17 protein-coding genes are annotated in these 18,376 nt (G+C 60.2%); 8 read left to right on the forward strand and 9 right to left on the reverse strand.

The window, feature by feature from the left end; genetic code table 11:
* Positions 1-158 precede the first annotated feature (158 nt).
* Positions 159-422: a spike base protein, RCAP_Rcc01079 family gene (locus tag T18_RS19565; RefSeq protein WP_003508451.1), complete on the reverse strand. Its 264-nt coding sequence runs from the start codon at positions 420-422 to the stop codon at positions 159-161.
* Between the two features lie 264 nt (positions 423-686).
* Complete coding sequence (locus T18_RS19570; protein ID WP_004431656.1) at positions 687-1,601, reverse strand: LysR family transcriptional regulator; 915 nt, start codon at positions 1,599-1,601, stop codon at positions 687-689.
* Between the two features lie 156 nt (positions 1,602-1,757).
* On the opposite strand from T18_RS19570, the gene T18_RS19575 reads away from it, so the two are divergent.
* The 6 genes from T18_RS19575 (at position 1,758) to T18_RS19600 (ending at position 8,935) form a co-directional block, all read left to right on the forward strand.
* Entirely contained in the window at positions 1,758-3,920 is a 2,163-nt protein-coding gene (locus T18_RS19575; RefSeq protein WP_004431660.1) for a TonB-dependent siderophore receptor, read from the forward strand.
* A 28-nt stretch (positions 3,921-3,948) separates the two neighbouring features.
* Positions 3,949-4,851 carry an iron-siderophore ABC transporter substrate-binding protein gene (locus T18_RS19580; RefSeq protein WP_004431662.1) on the forward strand — a complete coding sequence of 301 codons (903 nt, stop codon included), beginning with the start codon at positions 3,949-3,951 and terminating at the stop codon, positions 4,849-4,851.
* Positions 4,848-6,812, forward strand: a complete 1,965-nt coding sequence (gene fhuB, locus T18_RS19585; protein ID WP_004431664.1) for a Fe(3+)-hydroxamate ABC transporter permease FhuB — start codon at positions 4,848-4,850, stop codon at positions 6,810-6,812. The genes T18_RS19580 and fhuB overlap by 4 nt, the downstream gene beginning before the upstream one ends.
* Before the next feature lie 34 nt (positions 6,813-6,846).
* Positions 6,847-7,656 carry an ATP-binding cassette domain-containing protein gene (locus T18_RS19590; RefSeq protein ID WP_004431665.1) on the forward strand — a complete coding sequence of 270 codons (810 nt, stop codon included), beginning with the start codon at positions 6,847-6,849 and terminating at the stop codon, positions 7,654-7,656.
* A 248-nt stretch (positions 7,657-7,904) separates the two neighbouring features.
* On the forward strand, positions 7,905-8,432 hold the full coding sequence (locus T18_RS19595; protein ID WP_004431668.1) for a DUF992 domain-containing protein: 528 nt from the start codon (positions 7,905-7,907) through the stop codon (positions 8,430-8,432).
* A 92-nt stretch (positions 8,433-8,524) separates the two neighbouring features.
* Positions 8,525-8,935, forward strand: a complete 411-nt coding sequence (locus T18_RS19600; protein ID WP_004431671.1) for a c-type cytochrome — start codon at positions 8,525-8,527, stop codon at positions 8,933-8,935.
* A gap of 3 nt (positions 8,936-8,938) precedes the next feature.
* On the opposite strand, the gene recX is transcribed toward T18_RS19600, so the two are convergent.
* From recX to T18_RS19630, 6 genes are all read right to left on the reverse strand, one after another.
* Positions 8,939-9,529 (reverse strand): recombination regulator RecX, encoded by a 591-nt coding sequence (recX, locus tag T18_RS19605; protein WP_004431673.1) that lies wholly within the window; start codon positions 9,527-9,529, stop codon positions 8,939-8,941.
* Positions 9,530-9,602: 73 nt separating this feature from the next.
* Positions 9,603-10,523, reverse strand: a complete 921-nt coding sequence (locus T18_RS19610) for an SMP-30/gluconolactonase/LRE family protein (protein WP_004431678.1) — start codon at positions 10,521-10,523, stop codon at positions 9,603-9,605.
* 35 nt (positions 10,524-10,558) lie between these two features.
* A complete protein-coding gene (locus tag T18_RS19615) occupies positions 10,559-11,506 on the reverse strand; it encodes an ABC transporter permease (protein WP_004431681.1) in 948 nt (315 codons plus the stop codon).
* Positions 11,503-12,444 carry an ABC transporter permease gene (locus tag T18_RS19620; RefSeq protein WP_004431684.1) on the reverse strand — a complete coding sequence of 314 codons (942 nt, stop codon included), beginning with the start codon at positions 12,442-12,444 and terminating at the stop codon, positions 11,503-11,505. The genes T18_RS19615 and T18_RS19620 overlap by 4 nt, the downstream gene beginning before the upstream one ends.
* Entirely contained in the window at positions 12,441-13,904 is a 1,464-nt protein-coding gene (locus T18_RS19625) for an ATP-binding cassette domain-containing protein (protein WP_004431687.1), read from the reverse strand. The genes T18_RS19620 and T18_RS19625 overlap by 4 nt, the downstream gene beginning before the upstream one ends.
* 101 nt (positions 13,905-14,005) lie before the next feature.
* Entirely contained in the window at positions 14,006-15,022 is a 1,017-nt protein-coding gene (locus tag T18_RS19630; protein WP_004431691.1) for an ABC transporter substrate-binding protein, read from the reverse strand.
* Between the two features lie 295 nt (positions 15,023-15,317).
* Between T18_RS19630 and T18_RS19635 the strand changes: the two genes are divergently transcribed.
* The gene (locus T18_RS19635) at positions 15,318-16,553 is read left to right on the forward strand and encodes a sensor histidine kinase (protein ID WP_004431694.1); all 1,236 of its coding nucleotides are present in this window, start codon (positions 15,318-15,320) and stop codon (positions 16,551-16,553) included.
* Position 16,554: 1 nt separating this feature from the next.
* Positions 16,555-17,277, forward strand: a complete 723-nt coding sequence (locus T18_RS19640; RefSeq protein WP_038494594.1) for a response regulator transcription factor — start codon at positions 16,555-16,557, stop codon at positions 17,275-17,277.
* Positions 17,278-17,280: 3 nt separating this feature from the next.
* Here T18_RS19640 and T18_RS19645 read toward each other — a convergent pair whose 3' ends face one another.
* The gene (locus tag T18_RS19645; protein WP_038494596.1) at positions 17,281-18,297 is read right to left on the reverse strand and encodes a DNA topoisomerase IB; all 1,017 of its coding nucleotides are present in this window, start codon (positions 18,295-18,297) and stop codon (positions 17,281-17,283) included.
* Between the last annotated feature and the right edge of the window lie 79 nt (positions 18,298-18,376).

Here is an 18,376-nt window from a genome sequence, read left to right on the forward strand (position 1 = left end):
AACGCCGCTGTCCAAGCTGCCGCATGGGCCGATCAATGGCGGATGCTTCATTTTGCTGACATCAACCTGAAAGCTTGTCATGAAAGTGTCACACTCCTTGGTGGGCTTCTGGCGAGGGCTGCGTTTCAGATCGAGGAGATCAGCCGGCGATGGAGCGCTCAATTGAGCCCCAGAATGCCTGTGGCGGTGGTGCGGGTTGCAAATATGCGGGTGGCCCTGACCGGCAGCAGGCTGCCTGCGGGCAGGTTCTGGAAGGTCACCGTCGCGCCGGAAAGCAGGGTCAGGCAGAGATGACCACCATTGCCCACATAGATGGCGCGCGTGGGGGAAGGAAGCGGGTTCGTATCATCAGGAACAACCTCGAAAGCATGGGATGCCGGGGATTCGAGGCCTGCGGCGTGGTGTTCGTAAGTCTCAGCCATTGCTGTCTCCCGTAAATCGAAATCTGCCGCGATTATACGGTGCGCCGCGGCTGCGGGGAAAAGCGGGAACAGAAAATATCCGGACGGGATTTAGGCCTTGCTTCCGGTTTGCCGAAAAGAGCGCCATTCTTTCCGTAATCTCATGTGGTTGCGTCGCTTGGCCTGTTGCCACCGATGCCGCGGAAACGGACGATGACGGGTTTTTCGTCCACGGGATCGGCAGCCGGGTCGTGGATATTCAGCGCATGGGCGGGTGCGGTCGCGTCAATTGCGGGTATGGAGAATGAAGGCCCTGACGGCGGGAGAGGCTTCCGTTTTCCGGTGGGCGATGGCGAGGTCGGAAGTCGTGGCGCTTGCTGCAAGCGGCACGTAGCGCACGCCGGGCAACCGCAGACAATCGAGCGAGCGCGGCACCAGCGCCACACCGAGGCCGATCGCCACCATGCTGGTAATGGTGGTGTAATCCCGGCCTTCCGGGCTTATCGTTGGCTGGAACCCGGCCTCGTTGCAGGCTTCTATCGTATTGTAATGAAAGCCGACATCCGGCGGCTGCCGCGGTGTGATGAAGGTCTCGTCGGCAAGGTTCTTGAGGTCGACCTGCAGCGCAAAGGCCAGGGGATGGTTTTCAGGAAGTGCGGCCACCAGCGGTTCGCGCAGAACCACATGGGTTGTGACACCTTCCGGAACGGGCGCAGGCGGGCGGATGAAGGCAAAATCCAGATTTCCGTCGGCGATCTTGGCGAGTTGCAGCCGCATCTCCATCTCGATCAGTTGCAGTTCCACATCGGGATGAGAGGCGCGGAAACTGGCGATGGACTGGATCATCAGGCCGGAATAGGCGGCCGAAGCGACATAACCGATGGAGATGCGGCCCGTCTCGCCGCGATCGACGCGTTTAAGCGCCGCAAGTGTCGCCTCGGCATTGGCGAGAATTTTGCGGGCATCCTCATAAAGAAGCTGGCCAGGCGTGGTGAGCTTCACCGATCGCCGTGTCCGGTCAAGCAACGGCATGCCGACGATCTGCTCGAGCGCCATGATCTGCTGGCTCAAACCCGGCTGGGCAATGCCGAGGCGGGCGGCGGCGCGCTCGAAATTGCGCTCATCCACCAGCGTGGTGAAATAGCGCAGGTGCCGCAGCTCGAACGCGTCCGCCCGGTTTGCCGGTTTCCTGCCCATCATCACTGCCTTTCCTGACGGATTTGAATAATTCCAAGCTATTATCCGTAAGAATTTTCATAATCAGTAGTTCTGAAAAAATCCAGTTTCACTTATTGGATCACAATCCGCTCCTTGCGTAATAAGATGACTTAAATTCTCCAGAAAAATAACCGTCTCATGGCGGCGCGGTTGATGAAGGGTCTTGGCGTGCAGGGAAAATCTAAACACATTTCCATTCTGGCGGGCGGTTGCGCTGCCATCGCCTATGTGGCGTTCGTGACCTCCGGCGTTGCCCTTGCGCAGGAAGCCGGAACGACGGTGCTGCAGACCATCACCGTGGACGGCGCGAAAAATCAGGACTCCAAGGCGCCGGTGAAGGGCTATGTGGCAAAAACCAGCGCCAGCGCCACCAAGACGGGGCGATCCCTGATCGAGACGCCGCAATCGGTTTCCGTCATCACCAGGGATCAAATGGATGCGCAGAATGTCCGTAATCTCAGCGAGGTGCTGAATTATGTGCCTGGCGTCGTCGCGCAGCCGTTTGGGGCGGATCCACGTTTCGATGCGCCGCGCATTCGCGGCTTTCAGGGTAACCAGCTGCAGTTCCTCAACAGTCTGCGGCTGATGCGCACGGCCGGTGCGCCGTCTTATGAGGTCTACGGTCTGGAGCGGGTGGAAGTCATTCGCGGGCCGGCCTCGGTGCTTTACGGTCAGGGTAATCCCGGTGGCCTCATCAATCTCATCAGCAAGCGGCCGACTTTCGAGCGTTTCGGCGAAGTCGGAGCGCAGATCGGCAGCTTCGATTATTACCAATCGATGTTCGATATTGGTGGGCCGGTCGCGGATAGCGACAGTTTTGCCTATCGCCTGACCGGCCTTGCCCGCAACGCCCATCTTCAGACGGACAATCTGCAGAACGATCGTTATTTCATCGCCCCGGCGCTAACATGGCAGCCCGACGAGGATACGAAACTGACGGTTCTCGCCTCCTATCAGCACGACAATCCGAGTTCGCCGTCTGGCCTGCCGCCGGCGCTGACCTATCTGAGACCAGGCAATATGCTGGACCGCAGCTTTTATGTCGGCGATCCCTCTTTCGATACCTCAAGCCGCAAGTTCACTAATATCGGCTATGAGTTCGAGCACCGTTTCGACGAGACCTTCACCTTCCGGCAGAATGCGCGTTATTCCAATTTCGACTGGTCCTACCGCGCGCTCGGCATGTCTTCGACCAGCGGCGGCATGATCGGCAATCTCATCCGCCGCAATGCGACGTTCCAGGATGAATTGCTGAACACCTTCAACATCGACAACAGCCTGCAGGCGGAGTTCTCCACGGGACCAGTCGACCACACCCTGCTTGTCGGGCTGGATTACCGCTATTTCGACAATAACGTCAAAACCGAATTCTGGGCCGCAACGCCGCTCAATCCCGTCAATCCTGTTTATGGCGGGCCAATTAGTCTCACCTCGCGCACGCTTTATGCCGATGTGAAGACGGATATTTCCCAGATCGGTCTTTATGCGCAGGACGAGATGGCCTTTGAGAACTGGCGGGTCACCGCCGGTCTGCGGCAGGATTGGGCAAGCACCGGCGGCACGACGTTCAACGGAACGACCTACCGCACTCTCGACAAGGACGACCATAAGCTGACGGGCCGTGTCGGGGTCAGCTATCTCTTCGATGGCGGCATCGCGCCGTATGTCAGCTACGCGACCTCCTTCGAGCCCGTGCCGCAGCCGGCTGTCGGTGATGCGCCGAAACCGACCACGGGCGAACAATGGGAAGCGGGCATCAAATATCAGCCCGAGGGCTTTGACGGTTTCTTTTCCGCGGCGATCTACGATCTGAAACAGAAGAACGTCACGACGACGGTGGGCGGGGTGACGCAGCAGATGGACGAGGCGCATGTGAGAGGCCTCGAACTGGAAGGCGTCGCAAGCCTTGCAGACGGGCTCGACCTGCGGGCGGCCTATACCTACATGGACAGCGAGGTCTCCGGCCGTGTGAACAACGGCAAGGAGCTGGATAGTACGCCCCGGCACGCCGCCAGCCTCTGGCTCGACTACACCTTCCCGGAAGATACGGCGCTTGAAGGTTTCGGCATCGGCGGCGGTGTCCGTTATGTCGGAAAACGTTATGGCGATGCGGCCAATGCCTTCGAAATGAAGGGCCTCGCCCTGCTCGATCTCGGCGTGCATTACGAGAAGAACGGCTACCGCGCCTCGCTTCTGGTGCAAAACTTGACTGATAAAGAATATATTTCTAGTTGCTCCACTTTCGGATGCTATTACGGTGACGGCAGAACCGTTATGGGCAAGCTGACCTACCGTTGGTAACGCCATATTAAAGTGAAGCAGCAGGGGCATGACGCGTAAGGATCGATGGATTTCCCCCCTCTGGGGGCGGCGGGAATTTTTAAGCCTGCTCGCCGCCTCGGCTCTTGCGGGCAAGGCGCGGGCAGCAGTGACGCCGCGCATCGCCGCCATCGACTGGGCCATGCTGGAAACATCTGTGGCGCTCGGCGTCATGCCGGTGGCGGCGACCGAACTCATCCAGTTCCGGTCCGGCGCGGTCGAGCCTGATATCCCTGAAACCGTCGCCGATCTCGGCCTGCGCGGCGCTCCGAATTTCGAGCTTCTGCAGCTCACCCGGTCGGAGCTCATTCTGATTTCGCCTTTCTACACACGTTATACCGGCAGGCTGGAAGCGATCGCCCCCGTCTTTTCACTGCCCTTTTACGTGAAGGGTGAGCCGCCTTTCGAAAAGGCGCTGGCGGCGGTCACCGCGCTTGGTGAAAAGCTCGGGCGGGCCGAAGAGGCGCGCAAGGTTCTGGGTGAAACGGAAGCGGCACTGCACGCCATGCGGGCCCGTCTTGCCGGGTTTTCCGCACGGCCGACCTATGTCATCAACATAGGCGACGCCCGGCATTTTCGTGCCTTTGGTGCGGATAGCATGTTCGGGGATGTTCTTGGCCGTCTGGGGCTGACCAATGCCTGGGTGGATCGGTCGCAATTCACCTTCGCGGCCCCGGTGCCGCTTGAAAACCTCGCCGCCTCATCCGATGCGCGCATCGTCATCGTCTCCGATATTCCGGTGGAGGCGCGGGAAACTCTGCGCAACAGTGCCATCTGGCGTGCGCTTCCGGCCGTGCGGGAAAACCGGGTGGTCACCCTCGGTAATGTCAGCCCCTATGGCGGTATCACCGCAGCCATGCGTTTTGCGCGGCTTTTGACCGAGGCTCTGGCAACCCACGGAGAGGCATTGTGACGGCACGGCCTCTCCAGCTTTTCTTCGGCCTCGTCTTTCTTCTGGCCTGCGGGCTTTCCCTGCATGCCGGATTGCTGCGGTTACCCCTCGGCGCTTGGCCCGGCCTGCCGTTCGATGCCGCGTCCATGTCGATGGATCAGGTCATTTTCGCCTTCAGCCTGATGCCGCGTGTGGCGGTTGCCATTCTGGCGGGGGCGATGCTGGGATTGTCGGGTGCGCTTTTCCAGCAATTGCTGCGCAATCCGATTGCCGACCCCTCCACCCTTGGCATCTCTGCCGGCGCCCAGCTGGCAATCGTCATCGCGACCCTGTTCTTCCCCTCGGTGCTGGATGGCAACCGCGCATGGGTGGCGCTCGCCGGCGGTACCGCTGCGGCCTCCGTGGTGTTTCTTCTCGGCTGGCGGCGGTCCTTCGAGCCCGTCACCATGGTGGTGTCGGGACTGCTGGTCGGCATCACCGCCGCTTCCGTTGCCGCCGCGCTGACGCTTGCACGAGGCGAATATCTAATGTCGCTTGTGGTCTGGAATGGCGGTTCCCTCAGCCAGCAGGACTGGTCGAATGCGTTTCTGCTTGCCGCCCAACTTCTCGCTGGTCTGGTTCTCACCGGGCTACTGATAAGGCCATTGACGGTTCTGGGTCTCAGCGATTCCAGTGCGCGATCGCTCGGCGTATCGCTCTTTTCGATCAGGCTGGCGGTGGCTGCCGTCGCCGTGATGCTGTCGGCATTCGTCGCCGCCGCCGTCGGTCTCGTCAGTTTTATCGGACTTGCAGCACCTGCGCTTACCCGTGCGCTGGGTGTGCGACGTGCATCTTCCGTGCTGTTCGTTTCGCCGCTTCTGGGCGGTCTGCTGCTCTGGTTCTGCGACGGTCTCGTGCAGCTTCTGGCGAGTACGACAGCGGAAGTGTTTCCGACGGGTGCGGTCACGGCTCTCATCGGCGGGCCTTTGCTGCTTTGGCTGCTGCCGAAAATCCCGCCTACGAATATCCATCGCAATGAGGGCGGCGATCTCGCGATCAGACGCAGGCTTGCCTCCCTGCTGCCGGTGCTTGTCATCATGGCCGGGCTGGTTTTTGCAGCCCTCGCCATCGGCAAGGGGCCGGAGGGCTGGACGGTGCTGAAAGCTGGCGACCTGCAAAGCCTTCTGCCCTTTCGTTGGCCGCGGTTGATGGCGGCTTGTGCTGCCGGTGGTTTATTGGCGATGGCGGGCGCGCTTCTGCAGCGGCTGACCGGAAATCCCATGGCAAGCCCGGAGGTGATCGGCGTCAGCGGTGGCGCGGGTCTTGGTTTTGCCGCCGCCATCACGCTCTTTCCGGCCGCCGGGCTGTTCGAACTGTTTTGCGGCGCCGGCCTCGGCTCGGCAGCCGTCATGATGCTCGTTCTGTTCTTTTCGGTGCGCCGGCATCTGGCGCCTGAAAAAATACTGCTCGCCGGCATTGCCATCAGTTCGCTCTGCTCGGCGGTACTTTCGGCACTGCTTGCCATTGGTGATCAGCGGGCCTGGCAAATTCTCTCCTGGCTCAGCGGCTCGGGTTCGACGGCGACATCAGGTTCGGCGATCTTTCTTGCGGTGCTTTCCGTCGTGCTCCTGGCCGCTGCCCTGTCGGTGACGCGCTGGCTGGTGATCCTGCCGCTTGGCCGGGATGTGCCGCTCTCACTAGGTCTGCCGCTCGCTACGGCGCGTATTGCAGTCATCGCCGTGGCCGGCATTGCCACCGGTGCGGCCTCACTGCTGGTCGGTCCGCTGAGCTTCGTCGGGTTGATGGCACCGCACATTGCGCTTCGGGCCGGTTTCACCACACCGCGCGACCACCTGTTTGCATCGTTCCTGTTCGGTGCGGTGCTGATGGCGCTTTCCGATCTCGGGGCAAGAACCGTGACCTTTCCTTACGAGTTGCCGCTTGGGCTTTTTGCGGCTCTGGCCGGTGCGCCCTATCTGATCTGGCTTTCAGGCAGGCGATGATGATTTTTCTGAACGATTTACGGAGATGAGAACAATGGGTCAGGCCGCACCTGCCGTAGATTACGACGATATCCCGCTTTTCTTTCTGGAAGCGGTAACCATGGAGGTTCCGGGCAGGACATTGCTGCATCCGCTGACGGCAAGCTTTGCCACCGGCAAGACCATCGGTCTTATCGGCCATAACGGTTCGGGAAAATCGACGCTGCTTAAGATTCTCGCGCGCATGCACGAGCCGACGGCGGGCAAGGTGTCGTTCGAGGGGCAGCCGCTGGGGAGCTGGGGCAACCGCGAATTTGCGCGAAAGCTCGCCTATCTTCCGCAATATACGCCGGCTGCGTCCGGCATGCTGGCCAAGGAACTGGTGGCGCTTGGCCGTTACCCCTGGCACGGCGCGCTCGGCCAATTCACCAAGGCGGATCAGGAGAGGGTGGACGAGGCTATAGAGCTGACCGACACCGTGGCCTTCAGGGACCGGCTGGTGGACACGCTTTCGGGTGGGGAGCGCCAGCGCGTGTGGCTGGCCATGCTGGTTGCCCAGAACGCCGAAAGCCTGCTTCTCGACGAACCCATATCGGCGCTCGACATGGCACACCAGCTCGAGGTTCTCTCGCTGGTGCAAAGACTGTCGCGGGAAAAGGGTCTCGGCGTCATCGTGGTGCTGCACGATGTCAACATGGCGGCGCGGTTCTGCGATGAGATCGTCGCACTGCATTCCGGTAGGCTTATCGCAAGGGGAACGCCGAACGAAATCATGACGCCGGAAACGCTGGAGCGTATCTATGGCGTCCGTATGGATGTCATGACCCATGCTGCGACCGGCTTTCCCGTAGCACTGCCGCTTTGACATCGTTGCAGCAAAACAACGCCCTGACGTACTCGCCTTTAACAGGAATTCCGCAGGCGTTTCCCGCCCTAACAATGTCTTAATGGCATCCTACCGCCAGTAGACATTGTTAACCGTTTTGCTTTCCTTGCACCCAATTCAGTTGTTTTGGATCGATTTCGGGGAACAAACGTTAACAGTGCGGAATTCAATATCCGGAGAGGGCAAGAAGGGCTGCTGCGGGTAGGAATAAAACAGGAGAAAATCAGATGAAAAAGGCTGTTGCCGTAACTTTTGCCGCATTGACGATGGGTCTCGGTGGAACCGTGTCCGCACTCGCTGCCGACCTTGCAAGATATGAGCCGGCTCCGCAGGAGCAGGACGAACGCAATGGCGTCAAGATCGGTTACCTCACCTGCGATATCGGCGGTGGCGTCGGTTACGTAATCGGCTCGGCCAAGGAACTGGATTGCACCTTCCAGTCCACCATGGGCGCGCGTCGCACCGACCATTATACCGGCGCCATCCGCAAGATGGGCGTTGACCTTGGCTTCACCACGCAGGGCCGTCTGGTCTGGGCCGTTTTCGCCCCGACAGCGGGTTACCACCGTGGTTCGCTCGGTGGCCTTTATCAGGGCGCCACGGCTGAAGTAACCGTTGGCCTCGGCGTTGGCACCAACATCCTCGTTGGCGGCACCTCGGGCTCCATCCAGCTTCAGACGGTCAGCGTGACGGGTCAGGTTGGCCTCAACCTCGCCGCAACCGGTACATCCGTGACGCTCACTGCGATGAACTGATCATCGACGTACTGCCCGGCTTATAACGCCGGGCATTCTGTCGCATGTCAAAAAACGCCCTCTTCGTTGTCAGACGGGGAGGGCGTTGTATTATGCGGGGCATGATGATCTCGGCATTCAGAACGCTTCCGGCTTCAATGGCTTTTTTCCTCTGTATTGCTGCGCCGGCATTGGCCGAAGGCGATGCGGTGCACGGGGAAAAAGTTTTCAGCCGCTGTTCCACCTGCCACAGTATCGATGCGCCGCGCACCCGCATGGGACCGCATCTGATGGGCGTGGTGGGCAGGCCGATAGCCTCCGTGGCTGGTTACGGCCATTATTCGCAGGCGCTGAAGGATGCCGGTGCCGCGGGTCGGGTGTGGACGGAGGAGGAGCTGCAAAGTTTTATCTCGAGCCCAAAAAAGGCGATCCCTGGAACCTCGATGCGCTTTTTCGGGCTGTGGAGCGAAACGGATATCGCGGATCTGATCGCTTATCTGAAAACGCATCCGATGCCGCAATAACCTTTAAAGCGGTGCTTCCGAGACGATCTCTTCTGCCTCTTCCACCGTCATCGCCATCACCTTCGCGCCGATTTCGAAGCCGAAGCCGTTGCGGGCGAAGGCAGAAAATTCCTTCGACTTGCGTTTTTCATCAAGCTCGACACGGCGAAAGGGACCGAAGGCGCGCTTGCGCGCAAAGATGACGGCCGCCACCAGATCGTTGGTTTCCTGCAGTGCGACTGCGGCCGTTTCCCGATCAATGCCCTTGATCTGAAGTTTCTGCGCAAGCCCGCGCTTCGACTTGCCGCTGCGCTGGCCACTTCGCACGGCAATTTCTGCATAAGCCGTATCGTCGAGCGCCTTGATGCCATAGGCGAAGGTCACGGCGAATTCGCCAAGCGCCTTTATCTGAGCGGGGCTGATATCCTCGAATTTTTCCCGCGCCTTGCGGGTGATCGCATCGCGCAGCTGCTTTTCCGTCATCATGCGCTGTTCCAGCCGGTAGAGAGCGGAATTGCGCGCCCATGACAGCATGCGGCTGGTGGGTTCGATAGCCTGCGTTTCGCCATCCAGTGCCATGTCGTCGGTCAGGAAGGGGCTGGAATCATCGGTCATCCCGCTTTTATAGCGCAGTGAAGCCGTCTTGCCAGTTCCCGTCTGCTACATGCCCTCCGGTTTTTCCAGCGTATCAGGGCGTCTGCGCGCCGGTTGCGGCGACGTAGACCGAATAGAGCGATTTCGTTGCGGTGATGAACAGGCGGTTTTTCTTCGGGCCGCCGAAGGTGAGGTTTGCGACCGTCTGCGGCACCTTGATCTTGCCAAGCAGCGTACCGTCAGGCGAAAAGCAGTGCACGCCATCGCCGGCACTGGTCCAGAGATTGCCCGCTGTATCCAGACGGAATCCATCAGGCAAGCCATTGTCGAGATTGCAGAATTCCCGGCCGTTTGTGAGCTTCACGCCGTCCACGACATCGAAAACGCGGATATGGCGTGGGCGGGATACATCATGGCTGTAGGAACTGTCTGCGACATAGAGCTTGGTTTCATCAGGCGAGAAAGCCAGACCGTTTGGCTGCACGAAGTCATCGATGGCGATCTTGATTTCACCGGTTGCGGGATCGAGCCGGTAAACATTGCGCGTCTTCTGTTCGGGTTCCGCCTTGTAGCCCTCATAATCGGAAAGAATGCCGTAAGTGGGGTCGGTAAACCAGACGCTGCCATCGGATTTCACCACCACGTCATTAGGCGAGTTCAGCCGCTTGCCGCCGTAGCTGTCGGCAAGAACGGTGATCGAGCCGTCGACTTCGGTGCGGGTGACGCGACGGCCGCCATGTTCGCATGAAACCAGCCGTCCCTGCCGGTCGCGCGTATTGCCATTGGTGAAGTTGGAGGGGTGGCGGAATACCGAAATCCCGCCATTCGGCACCCATCGCAACATGCGCTCATTGGGAATGTCGCTGAACAGCAGGCAGCTCAGATCAGAAAACCACACCGGGCCTTCCGCCCAGCGGCAGCCGGAATAAAGCTCTTCCAGTTCCGCATTGCCGACAATCAGAAGGCGGAAGCGTTCATCGTGGATTTCGTAAGGGGAGGCGTTGTCTGTGGTCATGAGCGTGGTCCGCTTGAGGGCTTTTCGTTCGGGGTTCAGCGTGTGGCCTTGGGGCCGCTAGCCAGAAGAATGACGGAAATGATGATGAGGCCGGTGAGGATGAGGCGGATGCCCGCGCCGAAACCATAGGTGTTCAGCATCGAGACCACCAGGAACATGAACAGCGAAGCGCCCCAGATACCGGGTACGTTGGAATCGCCGCCCGCAACCGCCGTGCCGCCGATCACCACCACCGCGATGGACATCAGCAGATATTCCGATCCCATGTTGAGTGCTGCGCCGCCGGAGAAGCTGGCGAGCAGATAACCCGCGATCGCCGCCAGTACCGCGCAGAGCACATAGGTGACGAAGCGTGCTCCATCCACTGGAATGCCGGTCATGCGGGCGGCGAAAGTGCTCTGGCCGATGGCGGAAATCCAGCGTCCGTAAAAGGTGCGGTCGAGCAGCAGCCAGGCGATGACCGAGAGGACAAGGGCGACGAGGGCAACATTCGGAATGCCGAGAGAGCTCGACGTGGCAAAGGTGGCGAGTGTTTCCGGCGGCTTGATCCGCAGGCCGCGGTTGGACCAGATGGCGATAGACTGCACGATGAAGCTCATCGAAAGCGTCGCGATGATCGGTGGGATGCGCAGAAGCTTGATCAACGTATAGTTGCCGATGCCGATGGCGATGCCGATCAGGATGGCGATCAGCAATCCCGGCAGGATGAGACCATCGGACACATCCATGAATTTGAGCGCCAGCGTGCCTGATAGCGTCATCGTGGCGGGAACGCAGAGGTCGATATTACCCGGCCCGAGCGTGATGACGAACATCTGGCCGATACCGACGATCACGGAAAAGGCCGCGAAGGTCAGGGCTGCGTGCGACAGGCCGAAGGAGCTGGCGCCGCCGGTGAACATGACGGTAACGATCCAGACCGCGGCCGTTGCGGCGAACGACCAGATCCATGGTTTTTTCGAGAGAGACGAAAGCCCGTTCATTGGTTTTTCTCCCGCTTTTCGAGACGGTTGAGCAGGATGCGGAGCGCCAGCACGATGATGAGGATCGCCCCTTGTGCGCCTATCTGCCAGTCCGGCGAAATGCGCATGAAGGACAGGAACGAGCCGGCAAGGGTGAGCGTCAGCGCGCCGATGACAGCACCGATGGGCGAGACCCGACCGCCGACGAATTCGCCGCCGCCCAGAATAACGCCGGCAATCGACAGCAGCGTGTAGCGAAGCGCGATATTGGCATCTGCCGATGTCGTTAGCCCGACGAGCGCTATGCCCGACAACACCGCGAAGAAACCGGCCAGCGCGAAGGTGGCAGCACGTATGCCGATGACCGACCAGCCGGAGCGCTCGACGGAGCGGAAGTTACCGCCGACGCCGCGCATCAGCACGCCGAAGGAGGAGCGCATGACGATGTAGTGGGCGACGACCGCAATCACGATGCTGGCAACGATGGCAATTGGCACGAGCGGCGGTTTTGCCGTCATCAGCGCCCGGATGAAGGCTGGCGCCTGGCCGCCGGGTGAGGGGAGGATGAGGACGGCAAGGCCGCCCCAGACAAAGCTCATGCCAAGCGTGACGACGATTGAGGGCAGGGCGCGGATGTGGATGATGGCGCCCAGCATCGCATAAACCGCAATCGCACCGGCGAAGATCGCGATACCGAGCAGTGGCGTCGTTTGCAGGAAGGTGGCGGTGACGCAGGCGCAGAAACTGACGAAGGTACCCATCGACAGATCGAGATCGTTGACGGACATGATCAGCATCTGCGCAATGGTGGCAAGTGCAATCGGCACCGCCAGATTGAACAGCAAGTTGAGTCCGTTATAGCTCATGGCGCGCGGCTGCATGTAAAAGACGGCGGCGAGCAGGAAGGCGAGCGAGGCGGCGGGAATGATGAGACGAAGGGCACTGGCGGAGAGTTTCATGCGTGGTCCTCTCCGGAAAAGGAAGCGGCCAGCACATTCTGTTCGGTGATGTCCTCTCCCACCAGTTCCGCCTGAATGGCGCCGTCGCGGAAAACATAGACCCGGTCGCAAAGGCGGATTTCATCCATCTCGGTGGAGTACCAGATGAAGGTGCGGCCGTGGGAGGCTTCGGTTCTCAAGATATCGTAGACCTCCTGTTTGGTGCCGATATCGACGCCACGCATCGGGTCGTCCATCAGCACGGTGCTAGCCGTGGTGGCGAGCGCGCGGGCGAAAAGCACCTTCTGCTGGTTGCCGCCGGAGAGCGAAAGGATTTTGTTGCCCATGTCGGGCGTGCGGATTTCGATGCGCTTTTTCCACTGCGCGCCAAGCTCGGTTTCCTTGCCCCTGTCCACCATGCCGGCGGATGAAATATCCCGCAGCGAGGCGATGGAAAGGTTTTTGAGGATGCTCCACAGCGGGAAGGTGCCGTTCAGACTGCGATCACCCGCCACGAAGGCGATGTCGGTCTTGCGCGCGGGCAGCCAGCTGCTGTTGCGGGCAAGGTAGAGATCGAGTAGCGCTTCGGTCTGCCCGTGGCCGCCGAGACCGGCAAGGCCGATGATTTCACCGCGGAAAGCCTCGAAGGCGAGGCCTTCGCCCCGGCGCGCCGGCATCGAAAGCACCTTCTCTCCCGCCTTGCGGTTTTCGCCCTTTTGCCTGTCCTGTTCCTTGACGACGCTGCCCATGGCTTCCACCAGCGTGCGCGTCGTGAACTCGCCCGCTGCCCGATCAGCGACCACTCGGCCGTCCTTCATCACCACGATGCGGGTTGCTGTCGACAGAATCTCGCCGAGAATATGCGAGATCAGCAGCACGGAGCCGCCGGTGCGCACGAAACTGCGAACATAATCCATCAATTGTTCCGCAAGACCCGCATCAAGCGAGGAAGTCGGTTCATCGAGGATTACCAGTCTCGGCGCATCCGGGGTTCGACAAAAATTGATGGCGATTTCTACCATCTGCCGCTCGGCGATGGAGAGTTCCGCGATCGTCAATTCGCAATCGATACCGTGGCCGGGAAAAATCTCGTCCAGCGTATGCCGGATCATGGCGAGCGCACGTCCGCGCCAGTTCCGCCCGTTCATCGCGGCATGCATGATGCGGACGTTTTCGCTGATCGTCAGGTTCGGGCAGAGCGACAATTCCTGAAACACGCAGCGAACGCCGCTGGCGCGTGCTGCCGCGATTCCTTGACGGCCTTGTTCGCCGCGATAGGAAATGGACCCCTCATGCGGCGTCAGCCCGCCATTGATGACGTTGACGATGGTGGATTTTCCCGCACCGTTATGGCCGACGAGCCCCAGGCATTCGCCCGAACGGATGACGAGATCGGCCCCATCAAGCGCCCTTACCGCGCCGAACACGACCTTCACGCCGCGCGCGGCAACGACTTCTTCCGCCTCGATGATGTCATTCATGAGCATTCACGCCAGTGATCTGAAACTTGGATAATATAGGTGGCAGTTGCGGCGCCCGTTCAGGGAGCGCCGCAATCGCTTGTGTCCGGAAATTGTCCGGCCTATTTGGCGGAGGCGATGGCCTTCTGGGCGTCTTCCTGTGAATATTCCACATTCGCGACGCCGCCCTTCTGGGTGTTCTTGAGGTTTTCCTCAAGATTGCCCTGATCGATGCGCAGGAAAGGTACGGTCAAATCCTTTTTGACATCCTTGCCGTCGAGGATTTGCTGCGCCACCCAGAAAGCGAGCGTGGAAACGCCGGGGGCGATGGAGACCGACATGGTCTCGTAGCCGCTGGCATCCTTCTGCTGCTTCCACCATTGCAACTCGTCTTCGCGGTTGCCCATGACGATGGTGGGTGTCGGGCGCTTGGCGGCGGCAAAAGCCTGTGCTGCACCGTAACCGTCACCGCCCTGCGTCACGACTGCCGCAACTTCGGGAAGGCTCGGCAGAATGCCGGCGACAGCGCGCTGTGCGACGTCCTGCGCCCAGTCGCCATTGACCGAACCGACAATCTTGAACTGCGGGTTCTTGGCGACGGCGTCGACGATGCCGGCATGGATTTCATCGTCCACCGAAACGCCCGCGAGGCCGCGGATTTCGAGCAGGTTGCCACCCTTCGGCATCGCCTTGGCGAGATAGTCGATCTGGCTTGCGCCCATCGCCTTGAAATCAACGGCGATACGCCAGGCGCAAGGCTCGGTGACGATGCCATCGAACGAGACGACGGTAATGCCGGCGTCACAGGCTTCCTTGACAGCACCGTTAAGAGCGGTGGGCGAGGCGGCGTTGATGACGATGGCGTCGTAACCCTGAAGAATGAGGTTCTGGATCTGCGCCGCCTGTTCGGTCGCCTGATTTTCGGCTGTCGTGAAGGCGTCAGCGGCAGCGACCTGCTTGTCTGCAACTGCCTGCTTGGTGATTTTGTCCCAGCTCGTCAGCATTGCCTGACGCCAGGAATTGCCCGCGTAATTGTTCGAAAGCGCGATTTTTTTAGCCGAGGTATCGGCGTGAGCGGTGATCGGCAAAGCTGCGCATGCGACAGCGGCCGATGCCAGAAGCATCTTTCTGAAAGCCATTGATTTTCCTCCCTGGTGGCTTGCCCTTTTTGAGCTCGGAACCCGCTTTCCCGCAAATCTCCTCGGCGGCAGGCGGAATTCCTTTGCACTGGAGCTCCTTTCCCCAGTAAAAGCGAGAATGACCAAGAAGGTTTGGCTTGTACAGGCGGATAACGGCAATCTTCCTGCGGGTTTCCGCAGAAAGGATGCGGGAACCCGCAGGACGAAACGCCACCGCCGGGCGCAGAATAGCCGATACGGGGCAGGTCGCGCCGCCACAAGTTGACAAGGCAGGCGCTTGGGAGGGTGTCCGCACATGCTGGATACGCCGAAAAGCGCTCTTTTCCATCACTACATGGGCATTTCGCGGCTGCTCGCCGGGCAGCTCGAATTCAACGCCATCATTCAGGCGGTCGCTACCGAAATCACCCATATAATTCCTCACGTCCACATGGATGTCTGCATCAAGCAGCTGGATGACAAATTTCACATCGCCTATGAAAGCGGTCTGGCAAGCGCCTGGAGCCGCCAGCCGCCCGCCCTTCTGTCCGGCAGTCCCATCCGTTCCGTGCTCTCGGGCGAGGTGGAATATCTTTTGAGCGGCGATGCCTGCGCCGATCCGCGCTTCCATTTCGAAGGCGCATTTTCCAGCCCGATCATCGAGCTTGAACTGCATAGCCGCCTGCACGTGCCGATGAAGGTGCATGGCGACATTATCGGCGCGCTCAGTTGCTCCTCGCACCAGTCGGATGCCTATACGATGGAGGATGTCGCCAATGCCCGCGCGGTTGCGGATTTGCTGGCGCCCTATTTTTACGCCATCCGCGCCGCCGAACAGGCCAAACGGTCTGCGATCGAGGAGGCGCGCGCCAATGCCCGCGAGGAGGGGTTGCGGCTGGGTGCCCTGCAATTGACCGAAGCGCTGGAGGCCGAGCGACAGCGGATCGGCATGGATTTGCACGACCAGACGCTGGCGGACCTGACGCGGCTTGCACGGCGCATCGAGCGGATGAGCCACGCACCGGACGTGTCGGGCGAGATGCTGGAACCGGTGGTGCGCAGCCTGCAGCACTGCATGCAGGATCTGCGCGAGATCATTGAGGAGGCGAAACCCTCCATCCTGCAATTGTTCGGCGTCGTGCAGGCCATCGAGACCTATGTGGATCGCTCCGTGCGCGACAGCGGCTCTTCTATCGACTGGTCGGTTACGGACGAGACGGACGGTCTTGTTGAGACACTCGACAAGACCGTTGCCATCTCGCTGTTCCGCATCGTGCAGGAGGCGGTCAACAACGCCATCCGTCACGCGCAGCCGGAAACGATTGCGGTGACACTGTCGTTAACGGATGGCGGGTTGCGGGTGACCGTGAGCGATGACGGTAGCGGCCGTGGCGAGGGGGCTGTCTCTGGTGGACTAGGCATCGGCAACATGAAGACGCGGGCACGGCTGATTTCAGCCAGATTCGATATTGGTGGCAACGGCAAAGACGCTGGAACCCGCATTACCGTGACGTTGCCGGAAGGCGCTTTCGACCGGCGGGAGGAAATATGACATGGATGTGCTGATCGTTGAGGACGATGCGCTACACCGCGCCTATCTGAACGAGGCGGTGAGAGCCGCCCTGCCGGAATGCGACAAGGTGCTGGAGGCGGCAAACGGCAGAACCGGCGAAAAGCTGGCGCGGGAAAACCGCGCCGCCCATATCGTCATGGATTTGCAGATGAACGAACGCAACGGCATCGAGGCGGCGCGCACCATCTGGAAGGAGCGGCCGGACACCCGCATCCTGTTCTGGTCCAACTATTCCGACGAGGCCTATGTGCGCGGTGTTTCCCGCATCGTGCCCGAAGGTGCTGCCTATGGCTACGTGCTGAAATTAGCATCTGACGACCGGTTGCGGCTGGCGTTGCGCAGCATCTTCATCGAGGCGCAATGCGTGATCGACAGGGAAGTGCGCGGCCTACAGGAAAAAAGCCTTGGCAAGGCGCATGGCTTCACCGATTCCGAATATGAAATCCTTGTTGATGTTGCGCTGGGCCTGACGGACAAGGCGATTGCGCGCCGCCGTAACCTTTCGTTGCGCAGCGTGCAGAACCGGCTGCAAAGCCTCTACGAAAAGCTGAACGTCCATCAGGCGGCCGGTGATGACGAGGCGGAAGGCCGTTATAATCTTCGAACCCGCGCCGTCACCGTCGCTTTCCTGCGCAAGCTGTTGAATTACAGCGCGCTCGAAAGGGCCGAGCGGGAATTGGGCGAATGGGCGACTGGCCGCTGATTATCACGGCAGGAAGGCAAGCAGACGTCTTTCATCGGCCCTGAGGCCCGAGACCGGCTTTGCGCGCACCTTCAGAATACGGCCAAGCTTCTTCTGCGCCTTCTCCTCCGTCGCTATATCGAGAACGGTAGGATGTACGTAGCTCTTGCGGCAAATGGCGGGTGTGTTGGACAGTTCCGTCGCCGCTGCCTGACACATACCCTTGATGCTGGGTTTTTCACCCGCAGCCACATGTTCCATCGCATGACAGAAGGCCGCAAGCGTTCCGCCCCAGGTACGGAAAGTCTTGGCAGAAATGCCTTGTCCGCCGATGCGGGAAAGATAGGCGTTGAGATCGCTTGAATCGACGGAGTGAACCCGGTTTTCACTGTCCTGCCAGACAAACAGCTCCTTGCCGGGCAGATCGGCGATTTCCTCGAGGATTTTTTGAAGGCGCGGGTGGCGCAATTGCCGTTTCACCTTCTGCCCGCCCTTGGCTGCAAAGCGCAATTCGATTGTCTCGCCGAAGGACACGTGGCGCTTGAGCAATGTGGTTGCGCCATAGGTACCGTTGGTTTCAAGATAAGAACGGTTGCCGACGCGCAGATAGGCGGCATCGAGAAGCAGCGTCAGGGCCGCCAGTGTCATGTCCTGACCGTGATCCTGTTTTGCAATGTCAGCCATGGCGCGTCGCCGGATGGCAGGCAGCGCCTTGCCGAAGCTTTTCAGCTGAAAGAACTTCGTCTCACCGCGCAATGCGTGCCAGTCGGGATGGTAACGATATTGCTTTCGCCCGCGCGCATCAAAGCCCGTTGCCTGCAAATGCCCGGATGGGTCGATGCATATCCAGACATCTTTGTAGGCAGGCGGGACGCCGAGCGATTTGATGCGCTTCAACTCCACGTTATCGGACAGAAGTTCGCCGCCCGGCAACCGGTAACAGAAACCGCGCCCGCGCCTTTCTCGGGCTATGCCCGGCTCCTGATCGTTGACATAGGCAAGTCCGATTTTGGCAAGAAGGCGGGTGGGCGGTTGTGGCATCGTTTTTTCCGGCAGGTTTAAGGTTGCAGGAAACGAGAAACAGGCCGCCTTCGTTCCGGCGGCCTGCTGTTCCGGTCAT

The sequence above is a fragment of the Rhizobium sp. TBD182 genome (assembly GCF_001950375.1).
In the GTDB taxonomy this organism is placed as follows: Bacteria; Pseudomonadota; Alphaproteobacteria; order Rhizobiales; family Rhizobiaceae; genus Agrobacterium; species Agrobacterium tumefaciens.